17 protein-coding genes are annotated in these 17519 nt (G+C 66.7%); 13 read left to right on the forward strand and 4 right to left on the reverse strand.

Annotated elements, in window-relative coordinates:
• Positions 1 to 170: 170 nt before the first annotated feature.
• Both F4Y72_07110 and F4Y72_07115 read left to right on the forward strand, forming a co-directional pair.
• Entirely contained in the window at positions 171 to 599 is a 429-nt protein-coding gene (locus F4Y72_07110; protein ID MXZ28061.1) for a hypothetical protein, read from the forward strand.
• Complete coding sequence (locus F4Y72_07115) at positions 596 to 2419, forward strand: DegV family EDD domain-containing protein (GenBank protein ID MXZ28062.1); 1824 nt, start codon at positions 596 to 598, stop codon at positions 2417 to 2419. Before F4Y72_07110 ends, F4Y72_07115 begins: the two co-directional genes overlap by 4 nt.
• Positions 2420 to 2428: 9 nt before the next feature.
• Here F4Y72_07115 and F4Y72_07120 read toward each other — a convergent pair whose 3' ends face one another.
• The gene (locus F4Y72_07120) at positions 2429 to 3199 is read right to left on the reverse strand and encodes an ABC transporter permease (GenBank protein MXZ28063.1); all 771 of its coding nucleotides are present in this window, start codon (positions 3197 to 3199) and stop codon (positions 2429 to 2431) included.
• A gap of 11 nt (positions 3200 to 3210) precedes the next feature.
• A complete protein-coding gene (locus F4Y72_07125) occupies positions 3211 to 4338 on the reverse strand; it encodes a peptidoglycan DD-metalloendopeptidase family protein (protein ID MXZ28064.1) in 1128 nt (375 codons plus the stop codon).
• Positions 4339 to 4437: 99 nt separating this feature from the next.
• Here F4Y72_07125 and F4Y72_07130 point away from each other — a divergent pair, with 99 nt between their 5' ends.
• Genes F4Y72_07130 through F4Y72_07140 form a run of 3 tightly spaced genes read left to right on the forward strand, consistent with a single transcriptional unit; the run spans position 4438 to position 6849 of the window.
• Positions 4438 to 4866: a rhodanese-like domain-containing protein gene (locus F4Y72_07130; protein ID MXZ28065.1), complete on the forward strand. Its 429-nt coding sequence runs from the start codon at positions 4438 to 4440 to the stop codon at positions 4864 to 4866.
• A 13-nt stretch (positions 4867 to 4879) separates the two neighbouring features.
• Positions 4880 to 5890 carry an NAD(P)-dependent glycerol-3-phosphate dehydrogenase gene (locus F4Y72_07135; GenBank protein ID MXZ28066.1) on the forward strand — a complete coding sequence of 337 codons (1011 nt, stop codon included), beginning with the start codon at positions 4880 to 4882 and terminating at the stop codon, positions 5888 to 5890.
• Positions 5887 to 6849 (forward strand): dihydroorotate dehydrogenase, encoded by a 963-nt coding sequence (locus F4Y72_07140; GenBank protein MXZ28067.1) that lies wholly within the window; start codon positions 5887 to 5889, stop codon positions 6847 to 6849. Before F4Y72_07135 ends, F4Y72_07140 begins: the two co-directional genes overlap by 4 nt.
• 28 nt (positions 6850 to 6877) lie before the next feature.
• Here the strand turns inward: F4Y72_07140 and F4Y72_07145 are convergent, their stop codons facing one another.
• Positions 6878 to 7447 carry a DUF4124 domain-containing protein gene (locus F4Y72_07145; GenBank protein MXZ28068.1) on the reverse strand — a complete coding sequence of 190 codons (570 nt, stop codon included), beginning with the start codon at positions 7445 to 7447 and terminating at the stop codon, positions 6878 to 6880.
• Between the two features lie 40 nt (positions 7448 to 7487).
• Positions 7488 to 8897, reverse strand: coding sequence for a type I glutamate--ammonia ligase (glnA, locus tag F4Y72_07150; protein MXZ28069.1), 1410 nt, complete (start codon positions 8895 to 8897; stop codon positions 7488 to 7490).
• A 273-nt stretch (positions 8898 to 9170) separates the two neighbouring features.
• Here glnA and F4Y72_07155 point away from each other — a divergent pair, with 273 nt between their 5' ends.
• The 8 genes from F4Y72_07155 to F4Y72_07190 all read left to right on the forward strand — a co-directional run bounded on the left by F4Y72_07155 (position 9171) and on the right by F4Y72_07190 (position 17514).
• The gene (locus tag F4Y72_07155) at positions 9171 to 9590 is read left to right on the forward strand and encodes a nuclear transport factor 2 family protein (GenBank protein MXZ28070.1); all 420 of its coding nucleotides are present in this window, start codon (positions 9171 to 9173) and stop codon (positions 9588 to 9590) included.
• Between the two features lie 62 nt (positions 9591 to 9652).
• Positions 9653 to 10507, forward strand: coding sequence for a DUF1838 domain-containing protein (locus tag F4Y72_07160; GenBank protein ID MXZ28071.1), 855 nt, complete (start codon positions 9653 to 9655; stop codon positions 10505 to 10507).
• A gap of 42 nt (positions 10508 to 10549) precedes the next feature.
• Positions 10550 to 12004, forward strand: a complete 1455-nt coding sequence (locus F4Y72_07165; GenBank protein MXZ28072.1) for a hypothetical protein — start codon at positions 10550 to 10552, stop codon at positions 12002 to 12004.
• A complete protein-coding gene (locus tag F4Y72_07170) occupies positions 12001 to 13200 on the forward strand; it encodes an acetyl-CoA acetyltransferase (protein ID MXZ28073.1) in 1200 nt (399 codons plus the stop codon). Before F4Y72_07165 ends, F4Y72_07170 begins: the two co-directional genes overlap by 4 nt.
• Positions 13196 to 14107, forward strand: a complete 912-nt coding sequence (gene glyQ, locus F4Y72_07175) for a glycine--tRNA ligase subunit alpha (GenBank protein ID MXZ28074.1) — start codon at positions 13196 to 13198, stop codon at positions 14105 to 14107. Before F4Y72_07170 ends, glyQ begins: the two co-directional genes overlap by 5 nt.
• A 6-nt stretch (positions 14108 to 14113) precedes the next feature.
• Complete coding sequence (locus F4Y72_07180) at positions 14114 to 16222, forward strand: glycine--tRNA ligase subunit beta (protein MXZ28075.1); 2109 nt, start codon at positions 14114 to 14116, stop codon at positions 16220 to 16222.
• A 21-nt stretch (positions 16223 to 16243) separates the two neighbouring features.
• Entirely contained in the window at positions 16244 to 16792 is a 549-nt protein-coding gene (gene gmhB, locus F4Y72_07185) for a D-glycero-beta-D-manno-heptose 1,7-bisphosphate 7-phosphatase (GenBank protein ID MXZ28076.1), read from the forward strand.
• A complete protein-coding gene (locus tag F4Y72_07190) occupies positions 16789 to 17514 on the forward strand; it encodes a 1-acyl-sn-glycerol-3-phosphate acyltransferase (protein MXZ28077.1) in 726 nt (241 codons plus the stop codon). Before gmhB ends, F4Y72_07190 begins: the two co-directional genes overlap by 4 nt.
• Positions 17515 to 17519: the final 5 nt, after the last annotated feature.

Consider the following 17519-nt stretch of genomic DNA (forward strand, 5'->3'; position numbering starts at 1 on the left):
TCGCCCGACCGGTGTACGCACATCCTCCTCCTGCAAACCGGGGCGGCAGGCGGGGGCGCTGGATTGCCGTGTTCGCGGTTGCCCCAATCATTGCGGGCGTCTTCCTTGCGTGGCGCCTGGTTGCTCCTCCATCCCCGGCTCCACTCCCCGCGCCGGTCAACACGTCCGACATGCCCGCGGCTATCGAAGCCGGCGCGTCGGGCCCCAACCCGGCACCCGCCACGATTGCCGGCCCGGAGAAGCCGGGGGCCCTCGGTCCCGCAAGCCCCGGCGCTGATCCGTCCGCTTCGACCGGTGAGGAACAGCGTGCGTCCGAGGTCCCGATTCCCGTCGCCACGGGCGAGCCGACGCCTGCGGCGCAACCGCCGCACCCGACGGAGGGCCTTCCGCTGGAAATGGCGCCGCCGGACTGGCCGTCGCTTACCCTGCAGATGCTCTTTTACGGACCGGAAAGCGGCCGCAGTTTCGTGCAGATCAATGGACGGAATTACCGCGTGGGGGAACAACTGGATGACGGCCCGGAGGTGCTGGAAATAGCCCCTGACGGCGTGATTCTGGCCTATCAGGGGAAGAAAGTCCTTTTGGCGATGGATCGGTGAAGGGCATTCACTACCTCGATGGGCGGCGGCTGGCGCGCGCCATCACCGCCGGCATGCTGCAGCTTCAGAACAGCCGCGAGGAACTGGATCGCATCAACGTGTTTCCGGTGGCGGACGGCGACACCGGCCTGAACATGGCGCATACGGCGCAGGCCGTAATCCTGGCGCTGGCGGAATCCCCGTCGCGGAGCGCCGGCGAGGTGGCCCAGTCCGCGGCCAGGGGAGCGTTGTACGGCGCGCGGGGGAATTCCGGCGTGATCCTGGCGCAGTTCCTGCAGGGACTGGCCGACGCCTGGGAGAACAAGGCACGCCTGGATACCCGCGACGTCGCGCTGGGGCTGAAGGCGGCGGCCGAATCCGCCCGCAACGGCCTCAGCAATCCCCGCGAGGGAACGATCCTGAGCGTGATGAGCGCGGTCGGCATCGGCGCGCTTGACGTTTCGCCCGAGGGCGAGCTCACCGCCCTCCTGGCGGCCGCCCGGGAAGCGGCCGACGACGCCGTGCAGAAAACCCCGGAACAGCTCGAAGTGCTTCGGCGCGCCGGCGTGGTCGATGCAGGCGGCGCAGGCCTGGCGCACCTGCTGGGCGGTATCGAGAAGCTCGTCAGGACCGGGCGCGGCGCCGAGGCGGCCGAGTTTGCCGGCGCGGCAAGAGCCTTGGCGGGCGCCGCACGGGCGCACGATCCGGGCGAGGAATCGGAATTTCGCTATTGCACCGAGTGCATGATCTCCGGCCAGGACCTGACGCCGGCCGGTATACGAGAGGAAATCCAGCCGCTGGGCGATTCCATTGTCGTGGCCGGCGGCGCCCGCATCGTGCGCCTGCACATACACACGGACAAGCCGCACGAGGTATTCGCCGTCGCCCAGGAGCACGGCGAAGTCAGCAGCGAGAAGGCCGACGACATGCACGTCCAGTTCGCGCTGCTGAACGGTTCGGGAGTTCCCATCGGTTGCGACAGCGGCGCGGACATCCCCGCGGAACTGGTCAGCGAACTGCGGATCACCACGGCGCCGCTGCGCATCCACCTGGGAGAGCAAGGCTATCTCGACGAGTTGGGGCTGCCGGCGGACTGGCTGTGGCGGGCGATGGAGGACCATGGCGAGAGAGCGCAGACTGCCACGCCGCCGCGCGGCGACATGGAACGAACCATGGGATTTCTGGCCGGACATTTCCCCGAGTCCGTGTGGATCACGCTGGCCGGCGCGGTCAGCGGCACCGCCGATGTGACGCGTAGCGTGGCTTCGGAATTGACCGGCGGGAAAGTACGGGTCGTGGATAGCGTCAATGTTTCCATCGGCCATGGCCTCATCGTTCAGCACGCAGCCGAATGGGCGCGGCAGGGGGCCGGCGCGGACGAAATCATTGCGGCGCTACCGCCCCTGCTGGAGGCCGCCCGCACCTTCGGCGTGATCGAGGACCTGTCCCACGGCGTGCGCGGCGGGCGCATCTCGCCGCGCATCAAGCAGCTCAGTGACTTGCTGAAGGTGGACGCCCTGCTCGGCATCAGCCGCAACGGGACCGTGAAGGCATGCGGCGTGCAGCGCCGGTCGGGCGACCGCGTCAGGCGCTTTGCGCGCTACGTGCTCAAGCGCTTTCCCACCGGCCGGCCGTTGCGGATTGCGGTCGCGCACGCCAACCGTCCGGAATCCGGGCAACGCCTGCACGACCTGCTGGTGGAAAACGTCCCGAACCTGGTGTCCAGCTACGTGACCGAACTGGGCGCTGTAGTGAGCGCGCACGCCGGTCCCGGAGCGCTGCTCGCCGCCGCCATCCCGGCACTGCCACTACGCCCAGCCCCCGAGGCCCGGGCCGCCTGAAGCGCCAGGTTATTCGCGGATGCCTACGCCCTTGCGGATCAGCACGGCGCACACTCCGAACAGGAAAAACACGAACACGCCCATCATGACGAAAGCGGTGTTCAGATCGACATCCGTCGTGCCGATCATCCCGTAGCGAAATGCGTTGATCATGTAGAGGATGGGGTTGAAGAGGCTGAGCGTCCGCCATATCCCCGGGAGCAGGTCCACCGAGTAGAACACGCCGCCCAGGTAGGTCAGCGGCGTAAGGACGAAAGCCGGAATCAGCGACACGTCGTCGAATTTGCGCGCGAAGATGGCGTTGATCATGCCGCCCAGCGAAAACGTGATTGCGGTGCAGAAAAGGGTGAACACGACGATCAGGGGATGGCGAATTTCGAGATCGGTAAAGCCCATGGCGACTATCGTTACGATCAGGCCCACGATCAGGCCCCGCATTACTCCTCCGGCGGCATGACCGAGGATGATGATGTAGTTGGGCAGGGGCGACACCAGCATTTCCTCAAGGTGGCGCTGAAACTTGGCGCCGAAGAACGAGGCCACGACGTTGCCGTAGGAATTGGTTATCACCGACATCAGGATCAGTCCGGGGGCGATGAACTGGGTGTAGTCGAAGCCCGACATGGAGCCGATCCGCTCGCGTAACTGTCCGAAAATGATGAAGTACAGCGACATGGTGATCGCCGGCGGGACAATCGTCTGCACCCAGATCCGCACGATGCGGCGCGCTTCCTTGTGAACGACGGTGTAGAGGCCGATGGCCTTCTCCGCGCCGCTCATGCCTCCCGCCCTTACCTGCTCAGCCATCGAACCGGATCCTCGGGCTTGCCGTTGCGGCGAATTTCGAAATAAAGGCCGGGTTGCGGACGGCCGCCGGAACTCCCGGCATGGGCGATCACCTGTCCCTTGTCCACCGTTTCGCCCTTCCTGCCCACCAGGCGGTCATTGTATGCATACAGGCTCAGAACGTTCTCTCCGTGATCCAGCACCAGCAGAAACCCCAACCCCCTCACCCAGTCCGCGAACACCACTCGTCCGGCGTGCGGCGCCCGCACTTCGGCGCCCTCGGCGGCCTCGAGAAGGATGCCGTCCCAGCTTGCCCGGCCGGCGCCCAGGCCGGCCCCGAAACGCCTCACAACGCGACCGTCGACCGGCCAGGACAATTGACCGCGCGCAGCGGTGATCGAGGGCAGGGCAGCCGGCGGGTGCTCCTCGATCACTTCCCCCAGGTTCTCGACCAGGGAGGCCAACGTGGCCGCCCGGCTCCTGAGCCTCTCAATCTCTTCTCCGGCCGCGCCTATACGCCTGGCAAGCCCCGCAACAGTGGACCTGCGCCGGGCCGCGGCCTGTTCCAGCCTGCGAATCTGCCCGGCCCTTCGAGATTGCAGTTCCTCCAGCTCCTGCTCCAAGCTGCCGGATTCCTCGGTCAACGAGCGCCTCTCTCCCGCCAACCGGGCCGAAGCCCCGGCCCGCTGCGCCCAGGACTGGATCAGCATACCGGCCCAGGCCAACCGGCGGTCCACTTCTCCGGCGCTGTCGCCGCCCAGGAGCGCCTTCAACTCTTCCTGGTTGCCGGAGCGCCAGGCAAGTCGCATTGAGGTCGTCAAGGCTTGTCGGGCCTGGCGGCGGTCCTCTGCGTTGCGGGTCAGATCCGCCGCCAGCCGGGACCGTTTCTGCCGGCCGGTTGCGAGTTGCCGCTCCACTTCGGTGGACTCTTCCCGCAGGCGCACGATTTCGGTTTCCGCATCCCTGAGTTCGGCCTCCGCCTGACTCTTCGCCCGCATGTCCCGGTCGAGCTCCTGCTCGATCGCCTCGATGCGCCCGAGCAGTAGGGCCAGTTCCCGGTCTCCGCCGGTATCCTGTGCGGCGGCCAGGATCGGGATCGCGATCGCTAGAAGGCTTGCGATGGCGCCTCTCATTGCGGCGAAGGAACTCGGCTTGACGATGAGACGATTGCTGCGGAATGGGGTGGGGCGGCGCGGAAATTATATCGGTCTCGTTATAATTTCTTCGCTGAAATGGGACGTCTGATCGAATTCGCAACCGCCCACCCCTGGCTCAGCCTGGGCGTGGTGGGCACTCTGCTGGCCGCGCTGTTCAACGAAGTGCGCCTGCGGGCTCTGGGCGTGAGCGCGCTGGCCCCCGACGTTGCGATACAGGCCATCAACAAGGGCGCGGCCATATTCGATTTACGGGAGCCGCAAGCCTTCGGCCAGGGCCATATTCCCAATGCCCGCAATATTCGCGCCGTGGACGTGCCGGCGGCGCCGAAGTTCAAGTCCGGCAAGACGGTGCTGCTGGTGTGCGACAACGGCTCGGCCAGCGGCCGCCTGGCCCAGGAACTGCGCAAGAAGGGTTCCGAACAGGTGTTCTGCCTGAAGGGCGGGCTGGCCGCCTGGCAGCGGGACAACCTGCCGGTGATCGTTGGGCGGGGCCGGCGGAAATAGTCCGCCGAATTCCATGTTCGCGATAATCGGCGCCGGCGCATGGGGCACGGCGCTGGCGGTTCACCTGGGCAAGGCCGGCTGGCCCGCGAAGCTCTGGGACATTGACCGCACGCATGTCGCGAATCTGCTGTCGGACCGGGAAAACAAGCGCAACCTTCCCGGCGTTTCCCTCCCGAGCTGCGTTCAGCCCATGGAGGAACTGGAAACCGCCGTCCGGGGCGCCGAGTGCGTCTTGCTTGTGACGCCCAGCTCGGCCCTGCGGGGGACTTTCCGCCGCCTCAAGCCGCTGCTCACGCGCGGCATGCGGCTGTGCTGCGCCTCCAAGGGCCTGGAGGTCGAAAGCGGGCTGCTTACGCACCAGGTGGCGGCCGAGGAGCTCGGCGCCGATTTCCCGCTGGCGGCGGTCTCAGGCCCCACATTCGCCACCGAAGTCGCCGCCGGGCGTCCTGCCGCGATTACGGTGGCTTCCGGGAGCGCCGAACTGGCCGGCTGGCTGGCGCTGAAGCTCAATTCGGGCGCAGTGCGGGCCTATGTTTCCGGCGACGTGACCGGCGTCGAGGTGGGCGGCGCCACAAAGAACGTGATCGCGATTGGGGCCGGCCTGTCGGACGGCCTCGGTTACGGCGCCAATGCCCGGGCGGCGCTGCTTTGCCGTGGTCTGGCGGAGATCGTGCGCCTGGGCGTGGCCCTGGGGGGGCGCGCCAGCAGTTTCATGGGTCTGGCGGGCCTGGGCGACCTGGCGCTGACCTGCTCCGACGATCAGTCCCGCAACCGGCGGCTGGGGCTGAAGGTGGCGCGAGGCACGCCGGTCGAGAAGGCGCTGGAGGAACTCGGACAGGTCGCCGAAGGACTCTATGCCGCCGACGCCGTGCATCGCCTGTCGCGCCGCCTCGACCTGGACCTGCCGATTTCGGAACAGGTCTACCAGGTGCTGCACCGGGGACGGGACCCCGGAAAGGTGCTCAAGGCGCTCTTGAGCCGGCCGCTGAAGTCCGAAGACGAAGTGCCGGTGGCGGCGGCATGAACAGCTCCCCGCTCTCGGTCGATTTCTGCGGACTGCGGCTGAACTCGCCGATCGTGCTGTTGTCCGGTTGCGTGGGCTTCGGCGACGAGTACACGCGCGTCGAAGGTTTCTCCAATGCCGACGCGGGAGCCATTGTCTGCAAGGGCACGACGCTGAAGCCGCGCCTGGGAAACAAGGGCCACCGCCTCTGGGAAACCCCCGGCGGGATGCTCAACGCCATCGGTCTTCAGAATCCCGGCGTGGACGCGGTCGTTCGCGACATTGCGCCCGGACTCGACTACGACGAAACCTGCTGGTTCGCGAACATTTGCGGCAGCACGGTCGAAGAGTACGCCGAAGTGACGCGGCGGTTTGACGATACGCCGATGCAGGGCATGGAGATCAATATCTCCTGCCCCAACGTGCGCGAGGGCGGCGTGGCTTTCGGCAACGATCCGGACATGTCCGCCCGCGTGGTGGAGGCGTGCCGGGCAGCGACCTCCAAGCCGCTGATCGCAAAGCTCTCGCCGAACCAGACCGATATCGCCGAGAATGCGCGGCGTTGCCTGGAAGCAGGCGCCGACGGCCTGGCCGTGATCAACACGCTGATGGGCATGGCGATCGACGCGCAAAGCCGCCGCCCGGTGATCGGAAACGTGCAGGGCGGCCTGTCGGGGCCGGCCATCAAACCACTGGCGCTTCTGAAGGTCTACCAGACCTACCAGGTCGCGCGAAAGTATGACGCGCCCATCATCGGCCAGGGCGGCGTCATGAATGCCGCCGACGCGATCGAGTTCCTGCTGGCCGGCGCCACCACGGTCGGCGTGGGAACCGCGCTGTTCTACGATCCGCTGGTGTGCAGAAAGATCAACGCGGGCATTGCCGAATACCTTGCCGAGCACGGTATCGGCAACGTGAGCGAACTCACCGGGGCGCTCAACCTGCAACCCGGCGTCGAGGACAGTCCGCTTTCCGGCTGAGCGTTACGGGATCGACCGTCGGAATTCGCTACTGGTTCTGGGGCCGGCCGTCTCCGGGAGTTCGCTCCCCCGGTCTTGCGACCGACGGTTCCCGCTTGTAGAAGCGGATTTCCTCGCTGGAGGCAAGTTCCCTGCCCCGTTGGTCAAACAGCCGGGCGCGCAAGCGATGTTCGCCCCGCCATACCTCGTAGAGCGTCACTGTCGGCGGCTCGCCGCGCCATTCGGTCTCCACACCGTCCAGCTCCAGGACCAGGCGGCTTCCGGGCTCGAACTCCCGGCCCGCGGCGACCGTGACATGGAGCGCGCCGCCGGATCCCCGGACTGTCTCTTCCGGAGCGGGCTGCACAATCGCAAGTTCGGGACCTGCCCCTGCTCGTGGTCCGGACGCTTTCGGTTCGCGCTCCTCATTGCCGGGCACATCAGCGGCTCGCCCGGCCCAGCGGGCCGTCTCGGGCAATTCCACCGGGACAGCGTCGGCAAAGGGCCGGTCCGCATAACGCACGGTACCGCTCTCATCCACATGGCGCCAGATCTCCTGCGCCTGCAACGCGGGTGGCAGGCCCGCCATCAACAGCAGGCCCGCCAACCCTTTTTTCATGGTCCTCCCTGGACTCCGTCTTGTAGCGTTTTAAGAGGTATTACAGGCTGTAGTACATCTCAAACTCGACCGGATGGGTGGTGGCCCGCAAGCGGGTGCACTCCTCTTCCTTGAGTTCCATGTAGCCTTCCAGCAGGTCGTCGGTGAAGACATCGCCGGCCTTGAGGAAATCGTTGTCGGCGCGCAATGCGTCGAGCGCCTCCTCCAGCGAAAACGCCACGGTCGGCAGCCCCGCCTCTTCCTCGGGGGGCAGGTCGTACAAGTCCTTGTCCACCGGGTCGCCAGGATGAATCTTGTTCTGAATGCCGTCGATGCCCGCCATCAGCATGGCCGCGAACGCGAGGTACGGGTTGGCCATGCTGTCCGGGAACCGCACTTCAACCCGGCGCGCCCGGGAATCGGCCACAAACGGGATACGCACCGCGGCCGAGCGGTTGCGGGCCGAGTAGGCCAGCAGCGTCGGCGCCTCGAAGCCCTTCACCAGCCGCTTGTAGCTGTTCGTGGCCGGGTTGGTGAAAGCGTTCAGCGCGCGCGCATGCTTGAGGATGCCGCCGATGTAATACATGCCGGCCTCGGACAGCCCGCCGTAGCCGTCGCCCGTGAAGACGTTGTTGCCGTCCTTGATGACCGACTGATGAACGTGCATACCGTTGCCGTTATCGCCGACCAGGGGCTTGGGCATGAAGGTGGCCGTCTTGCCGAACTGATGGGCCGTGTTCATGACCGCGTACTTCAGAATCTGCACCTGGTCGGCCTTGGTCACAAGGCTGTTGAAACGCACTCCGATCTCGCCCTGGCCGGCCGTCGCCACCTCGTGGTGATGTACTTCCACGGGCAGACCCAGGTCCTCAAGCGCCAGGCAGATCGTGGAGCGGATGTCCTGCAGCGAATCCACCGGGGGAACCGGGAAATAACCGCCTTTCACGCCTGGCCGGTGACCGTAATTGCCTTCCTCGAATTCGCGCGTGGAGTTCCAGCTTCCCTCGATCGAGTCCACATGGTACGAGGCGCTCTCCAGCGAGGAACCGTAGCGCACGTCGTCGAAGATGAAGAACTCGTTCTCCGGCCCGAAATTGGCATCGTCGCCGATGCCGGTGGAGCGCAGGTATTCGATCGCCCGCTTCGCGGTCAGCCGCGGGCAGCGTGCATAGGCCTGCATCGTGACCGGTTCGTATACGTCGCAGCGCAGAAGCAGCGTCGTGTCCTCGGCGAATACGTCGACGACGGCCGTAGCCGCCTCGGGTATCAGGACCATGTCGGATTCGTCGATTCCCCGCCAGCCGGCGATGGAAGACCCGTCAAACATCTTCCCTGAAACAAAAAATTCCTCGTCGACAACACTCGCGGGCACGCTGACGTGCTGCTCCTTGCCCCGGGTGTCGGTGAAGCGGAGGTCGACAAACCTCACGCCCTTTTCCTCGATCATTGCGAGAACTTCTGATACTTTCATTGCGATTCGGCCCCCAAATGCCGGATAAGTTTCTCCAGGGGAGCGGCAGTTTGCCCCGCGCCGGTCGCCCACACCCACACCCGATTGGCGCGCCAGAATGCGCCTGAAATAACCTGGGGACAGACCGAAACCAGCGCCGGGGGCTCCCTCCCGCGGCACGGCCCGCTATTGTAGCGGGTATCACCCCGCCAGGTCCAGTGTTTCGGCGAAGAATTTGCGTGCGGCGGACCGGACGGTGGAGGTTAGACTTGCTTTGCGAACCGGAGAACTCAAATGAACAGGCGGGCGGGACAGCATGAGATCTGGAACCTGATCCAGGGGGTATTCGATTCCTTTGCGGGGCGCGACGTGCAGGGCATGGAAGACCTGCTGCACGACGATTGCACGCTTTGGGACCTTTTCGAACCCGAGTTGATCGAGGGCAAGGAAGAGCGCGAAGCCTTTCATGAGCGCGACAAGACGCAGTCGATGGCGCGAGGCAGCCTGAGCATCAGCATCGATCCTCTGAAGCTGGACGTATACGACGACGTCGCCGTGGCGCGCTACTGGCTGGCATTCACCTACGAGCCGCCCAATGCGACTTCCGGGCGGGTTCGCATCACCGACGTGCTTCTGCGCACACCGAACGGCTGGCGCATCGTGCACCACCACGAGGGAATGGCGCCCTCCGGCGTTCCGCCGATCACCGAGTAGGCGGTTAGCGCCTATATCATTGGCGCCGCGCGGCCCGTACTGGTGGCCGGCGGAGAATCCGGATGAATCACGACAATTCAACTGTGCCTTTCGGCCTGTCCCGGCGCGCAATGCTCGGAGGGCTGGGAGGGCTTGGCCTGGCCACCGCGCTGAGCATTGAGGCGTGCGCTTCCGACGGGGGCGGGTTTTTCCCCGCGGCCGACGACAGGGAGGGCTGGCTGAAGGCCTGGTTGCGCGTTCAGGCGAGCCTTGGGGAGCAGGATTCGCCCTGGTGGTACATGGGGCGGATTTATGCCCAGGTGGGCGAGGAGCGCCCCAACCACATCCTGAACCTGGAGGGTACGGAAATCTACTGGCCCCGTCCGCTCGGCAGCGGCGAGTATTCGATCAGCAGCCGCACACTGACTTTCTTCAAGGACCCCGCCACCGACGAAATGCTCGACGAGTTCACGAACCCGTATACCGGCGAGACGATTGAAGTCAGCCCCAACATCCTGGGCGGTCCCGACGGCGCCCGCTACACGAAGGAGGGAATGATCTTCGCGGAGCATATCGATCCCTCCGGCGAACTTCGGCGCTGGAACTGGGACTGGAAGGTATCCGGCCCGCACGTATGGCTCATGGCGAGCCGGGGAATGACGCATGCGCCGCAACCGTGGCTGGAGGCCATGACCATGTTCTGCCGCAGGGAGGACTTCGCCGATCCCGGCATCGAGAGCCTGCGCAGCAGTTTTTCCTCGACCTACTTTTCGCCCTGGCTCCGCTGGATGGGCATGCAGGGCCAGCCCGGCCACCTCATATGGCATTCGTCCGGCTGCAAGCTGAATTCGGTGGACGAGGTATCGGACGCCTATCGCGAACGTGCCGACCGGCTGTTCCCGGGACAACTGACCGCCAACCCCGCTTCCTTTGATTAGCGGCATGGCGCGCGAAACCTCGTCCGGGAGCGGCTGATCGTCGTGAACAGGCTGGGTATCGTCGACGCGGCAGCCTATGTGCCGTCCATGCGGCTCGACCGGGGAGCCATCTTCGCCGCCAATTCCTGGGCCAATCCGGCGCTCAAGGGACTGGCGCGGGGGTCGCGCAGCATCTGCAACTGGGACGAGGACAGCCTCACCATGGGCGTCGAGGCGGCACGCCGTTGCCTGGCCGGTCGCTCGACGGACGACGTCGGGCGCTTGTACTTCGCCTCGACGACGCCCCCCTTTGCGGACAGGCAAAGCGCAACCGTTATCGGCGAAGCGCTGAACCTGTCCGGGCAACTGGCCGCGGTGGATTTCGGGAACTCCCGCAACGCCGGGATGCAGGCCCTGTGCGAGGCGCTGCGGGGTGACGGGCAGTCTCTTGTGGTTTCCGCGGACGCACGCCGGGCAAAGCCCGCCAGCGTGCAGGAACTGCAATACGGGCACGGTTCGGCGGCGCTGCTGCTGGGCCGCGAAGGCGCCATCGCCGACATCGTGGCCGAGTACCGGCTGACGCGGGACTTCGTGGACCAGTTCCGCGGCAGCGGGGAAGACTTCGATTACCGCTGGGAAGAGCGCTGGATCCGCGACCGGGGCTTGCGCGAAATCATCCCCGGGCTGGTTCAGGGCGTTCTGAAGAAAGCCGGTACGGCGCCGGGGCAACTGGCCCGCCTGATCCTGCCGGCGGCGCCGGCGCGAATGACCGCCGCAATGGCGAAGGCGCTGGGCCTGGCGCCCGAAGCGGTGCAGGACGGACGGCTCGGCGACGTCGGCGACACCGGCGCCCCGCACCCGCTTCTGCTCATGGTGGATGCGTTGGCGGAATCGCGGCCGGGCGACCTGGTCCTGGTGGTCGGTTTTGCCCAGGGCGGAATCGCCCTGCTGCTGAAAGCCACCGGAAACCTGCCCCAGTGGCAGCAGCGCAACGCCCACCGTCTGGCGCTGTCGCCGCCACGGCCGGAGAGCGCCTACACCAAGTACCTGAATTTCAGCGGCCTGCTGCCGATGGATTTCGGCATGCGGGCCGAAGCGGACGCCAAGACCCAGCTCAGCGTCTTCGACCGGCACCGTGCCGAGCTGACCGGGTTTGCTGGGGGCCGCTGCTCCGTCTGCCATACGGTCCAGTTCCCGCGCAGCGGGCGCTGCGTTAACCCGGACTGCAATGCCGAGGGCGAGCAGGAAGTGGTGCTGCTTGCCGACGAGCCGGGTACCGTCACCTCCTTTACGCAGGACTGGCTAGCCTACACCCCGCATCCGCCGCTGCAGTACGGTCTGGCGTCGACGGAAAGCGGCGCGCGCGTGCTGATGGAGTTCACCGAGTGCCCGCTGAAGCAGATGCAGGTAGGCTTGCGCCTGAGGTTCGTGTTCCGGATTCACGCGATAGACTCGCACAGAGGTTACCGGCGGTATTTCTGGAAGGGCGCGCCGGCGCCCAACGAGGAGAAGGCCTGATGACGGGCATATGCGACAAGGTGGCGATCGTGGGCATGGGCTGCTCGCGCTTCGGCGAGCGCTGGGATTGCGACGCCGAGGACCTGATGCTGGAAGCGTTCCGGGAGGCCTCGGCGGACGCCGGGGTGGAGGCGGGTGATCTGGACGCCGCCTGGTTCGGTTGCTATTTCGACGACGCCAGCGTGGGCAAGTCGGCCCTGCCGCTGGCCAATGCCCTGAGGCTGAAGAACATCCCGGTCACCCGGGTGGAAAACATGTGCGCCACGGGCACCGAGGCGCTGCGGGGCGCGGTCTACGCGGTTGCCGCGGGCGCCTGCGACATCGCGCTGGCCCTGGGCGTGGAAAAACTCAAGGACACCGGCTACGGCGGCCTGCCGGTCGGCACGCCGGGCACCTTTACCGAGCAATGGCGCCCCAACACCAGTTCGCCCGGCTCTTTCGCCCAACTGGCGTCAGCCTACAGCGCCGAGCACCGGGTAAAGGGCGAGGACCTGAAGCGCGCCATGGCGCACGTGTCCTGGAAGAGCCACCTGAATGGCGCCATCAATCCCAAGGCGCACCTGCGCCGGGCGGTCGATCTCGACACCATCATCGGCGCCCCCATGGTGGCGGAGCCGCTGGGACTGTTCGACTGCTGCGGCGTCAGCGACGGGGCCGCCTGCGCGATCGTCACGCGCCCGGAAATCGCCCGTGAGCTGGGCAAGACGGAGATCGTCACGGTCAAGGCCCTGCAGCTTGCGGTGAGCAACGGCTCGGAGGCGGGCCATGAAGGATGGAACGGAAGCTACATCCACTGCGGCCGCCTGGCCGGACAGCGGGCATTGGAGGAAGCCGGCGTGCGCAGCGCGCCTGACGAGATCGACCTCATGGAGGTCCACGACTGTTTTTCGATTACCGAACTGGTCACGATGGAAGATCTGGGCTTCGCCGAAGAGGGCCAGGGCTGGCGGGCCGTCCTTGACGGCGCCTTTGATCGCGATGGCGCGACGCCGTGCCAGATTGACGGGGGGCTGAAGTGCTTCGGGCACCCGATCGGCGCATCGGGACTGCGCATGGCCTACGAAGTGTATCTGCAACTTCTGGGCCGCGCCGGCGACCGGCAATTACCGTCGCCCACCCTGGGCCTTACCCATAACCTGGGCGGCGAACCGGCCCGCTGCGTGGTAAGCGTGGCAGTTTTCGGACGAAACGATTAGTGTGGCGGGGCGCAAGCGGCCGGCAGACTTCCAGACGCTGATCCAGAGACTGGAGGCGTACTGGGCCGGGCGCGGCTGCGTCATCATGCAGCCGCTCGATCAGCCGGTGGGCGCAGGCACATTCCACCCGGCCACCTTCCTGCGGGCGCTCGGGCCGGAGCCCTGGAACAGCGCCTACGTGCAGCCAAGCCGACGGCCGACCGACGGCCGATACGGGGACAACCCGTTCCGGCTGCAGCATTACTACCAGTACCAGGTGGTCATGAAGCCGTCTCCCGAGAAGTTTCAGGACTGGTACCTTGAATCGTTGAGCCAGCTGGGCATCGACCTGGAGACCGACGACGTGCGCTTCGTGGAGGACAACTGGGAATCGCCGACGCTGGGCGCCTGGGGGCTGGGCTGGGAAGTCTGGCTGAACGGCATGGAGGTCACGCAGTTCACCTATTTCCAGCAGGCCGGCGGACTGGACTGCCGGCCGGTCACCGGCGAGATCACCTATGGACTGGAGCGCCTGGCGATGTATCTGCAGGGTGTGGACAGCGTCTTCGACCTCTTGTGGTCGGCCCGTGGGCGGAAAGTGCTGTACCGGGACGTCTATCACCAGAACGAAGTGGAGATGTCGAAGTTCAATTTCGAACTGGCCGATATCGACCTGCTCTTCGGGCGCTTCGAGAGCTGCGAGCGCGAGTGCGCGCGGCTGACCGCCGAGCGGCTTCCGCTCGCCGCCTACGAACAGGTGCTGGAGGCTTCGCACACCTTCAATCTTCTCGACGCGCGACGCGCCATATCCACGAGCGAGCGGCAGCGCTACATCCTGAGGGTGCGGGAAATGGCCGGCGCGGTTGCGCAAGGCTACGTCGAATCGCGGGAAGCGATGGGCTTCCCCCTGCTTGAGACCGGGGAGTAGGCGGCCGTGCCCGCGCGTTCCGATTTTCTGCTGGAGATTGGCGTGGAGGAGCTGCCGCCGAAGGCGCTGCGCGGGCTGGACAGGGCTCTCCGCAGCGAATTCCGTCAAGGGCTGGAGGAGGCCGGCCTCGAGTTCGATGAGGTGGATTCTTTTGCTACGCCGCGCAGATTGGCGGTCGTGGTCCGCGAGTTGGCGACGCGCCAGCCGCCGAGGGTCGTGGAGAAGCGCGGACCGCCGCTGGCCGCGGCGCGTGGCTCCTGCGGCGACTGGAGCCGGGCCGCCGAGGGCTTTGCCGAATCCTGCGGCTGCCGCCCGGAGGACCTCGAGATTCTGCGCACCGAAAAGGGCGAGTGGCTCATGTATCGCGGGCGCCGGGCCGGCAAGCCGGCCGCGTCGTTGCTGCCCGAGATCGCCGCGCGCGCTCTGACACGCCTTCCGGTGGGCAGGGCCATGCGCTGGGGGTCCGGAGACGAAGAGTTCATACGGCCGGTGCACTGGGTCGTCATGCTGCACGGCAAGCGGGTCGTTCCGGGCCGGCTGCTCGGCCGGCGCAGCGGCCGGCGCAGCAGCGGCCATCGTTTCATGGGGCAGAAGCGGCTGAGCCTGCCATCGGCGACCGACTACGCCGCCGTGATGCGCGACCGGGGCAAGGTGATTGCAGGCTTCGGCGAGCGCCGGGATGCAATCCTGCGCCTGGCCGGGGAAGAAGCGGCCCGGCTCGGGGGGTCGCTGGTAAGCAGCGCGGTGCTACTGGACGAGATCACCGGCCTGGTGGAATGGCCGGTGGCCCTGACCGGCCGCTTCGAGGAGCGCTTCCTGAACCTCCCCGACGAAGTGATCGTGGCTTCGCTGCAGGAGCACCTGCGCTTCTTTCCCGTGCGCGACGATTCCGGCAGGCTGGCGCCGGGTTTCGTGCTCATCAGCAACCTGGAAAGCCGCGACCCCGCGGCGGTCAGCGCGGGCGCGGAGCGCGTGGTCCGCGCGCGCCTGAAGGATGCCGACTTCTTTTTTGAACGGGACTGCTCCGAACCGCTGGCCGGGCGGACTGACGGGCTGGGCAGGGTTCGCTACCAGCAGGGCCTGGGTTCGCTGGGCGACCGGACCGGGAGGCTTGTGAAACTGGCCGCGGAGCTGGCGGCCGAGACCGGCGCGGAGGCTGCAACTGCCGAGCGGGCGGCGCTGTTGTGCAAGGCGGATCTCCTGACCGGGATGGTGGGCGAGTTTCCCGGCCTGCAGGGCGTCATGGGCGAGCACTACGCCCGTCACGACGGCGAAGACGAGGACGTATGCAGCGCCGTGGGCGAACATTACGCGCCGCGCCATGCCCGCGACGCCATTCCGGCAGGCCCTGGCGGGAGGGCGCTGGCGCTGGCCGACCGGCTGGACATGTTGGCCGGGCTTTTCGCTATCGGTCGGCGGCCGAAGGGCGCGAGCGATCCTTTCGGTCTGCGTCGCGCCGCCCTGGCGACGCTTCGAATCTGCATCGAGGGCGGTATCGACCTGGACCTGCCGGGGCGCCTCGGACAAGCCCTGGCCCTGCAGCCGGCCGCGAACGAGGATCCCCAGAGCCTGGTCGACGAACTCTACGGGTTCGTCATGGAGCGTCTGCGGGCCTGGTATCTCGACGGCCTGCACCCCGAGGCGGATACCGTCGAGGTGAGCGCCGAGCTGTTTGCGGCGGTTCGCGCCCGGTCACCGGCCTCGCCGCTGGACTTCCACCGCCGGCTGCTGGCGCTGCACGCCTTTCTTGCAAGGCCCGCAGCCGCCGACCTGTCGTCCGCCAACAAGCGGATCGCAAATATTCTGCGCTCCGCCTCCGGCCCCGGGCCCGCAGGCGTCGACGCCTCGCTGTTGCGGGAACCGGAAGAACAGACGCTGCGCGCCTCGTACCTGCTGCTGCTGCCTCAGTACCGGCAGCGGCTGGACGACTTCGATTACGCCGGCGCGCTGGAGCTGCTGGCCTCCCTGCGTCGGCCGCTGGCGGCCTTCTTCGACAAGGTAATGGTGATGAGCGAGGACGACGCATTGAGGGCCAACCGTCTTGCCCTGCTGGCCGGTATCCGCGAGACCTTGCTGCAGCTCGCCGATTTCTCGCTTCTTCCCGGCCGAAGCTAGCCGCCCGTGGCAAGAGCCCCGCTGCGTAACCGGCTGGTAATTCTCGACCGCGACGGGGTGATCAACGAAGAGCGCCTGGACTACATACGCTCGGTGGACCAGTGGCGTCCCCTGCCGGGCAGCATTGAAGCGATCGCCAGCCTGTGCCGAGCAGGGCTTGCCGTAGCCGTTGCCACCAATCAATCCGGCATCGGCCGAGGATATCTGACCCCCGGGGAGCTCGATGCCATTCACGCCCGGATGGAAGCCGCGGTACGCGAAGCCGGAGGCGGGCTGGCGGGTGTCTTCCATTGTCCGCACACGCCGGCCGACCGCTGCCGGTGCCGCAAGCCGCTTCCGGGCCTGCTGGAACGGATCGAGGCCGCCGTGGGGCTGCCGGTTGCCGGCGAGTACATGGTGGGCGATTCGATGCGCGATCTTGAAGCCGCCTCCGCGGCCGGGGCCCGCCCGGCGCTGGTGCGCACCGGCTTCGGTGCGGCCACCGAGCAGCGGCTGCCACCCGGAGGCGCCGTTCCCGTATTCGACGACCTGGCGGAATTCACCGGGTGGCTGCTTCGGTCCGTGGAATGAGACGGATTTCGGGCCTGCTGTTTACCGCACTGCTGGTCGCAAACACCATGGCCGGCAGCCTTTGGGCCGTTGTTCTGTGGCCGCTGCCCCACCGGATACGTTATTTCTTCGCGGTGCGTTGCTGGGCCCTGGCAAACCTGTGGCTGCTGCGCGTCCTGTGCGGAGTTTCCTGGGAGGCAAGCGGCCGGGAAAACCTGCCGGCCGGCCCGTGCGTCGTGCTGATGAAACACTCATCGGCCTTTGACACGATCGTGCAGGCGCTGCTGTTCCCACGGCAGACCTGGATGCTGAAGCGGGAATTGTTGTTCGTCCCGATTTTCGGCTGGGGCCTGGCAAGCATGCGCGCCATCGGCGTCGATCGGGCCAGGGGGGCGAAGGGAATCCGCTCTGTCATTCGCCAGGGCCGCGCGCGAATCCGGGACGAGGGCCTGTGGGTCATCGTGTTTCCCGAAGGAACCCGGGTGGCGCCGGGAGAGGTAGGCCATTACGCGCCCGGCGGCGCCATGATCGCGTCGGCCGCGGGTTGTCCCGTGGTACCGGTAGCCCACAACGCGGGCGACCATTGGCCGCGGCGCAGCGCAACCAAGCAACCCGGCACCATACGCATCGTTATCGGGCGCCCCATTAACCCCACCCGCGCCGGGGCCCGCAAGATTACCGAGGAAGCGAAGAACTGGATCGAAGCCGAAGTAAGGCAGATAAGATCAGATAAGGGTATATAGCTGCG

This window comes from Gammaproteobacteria bacterium (assembly GCA_009838035.1).
Lineage (GTDB): Bacteria > Pseudomonadota > Gammaproteobacteria > Steroidobacterales > Foliamicaceae > Foliamicus.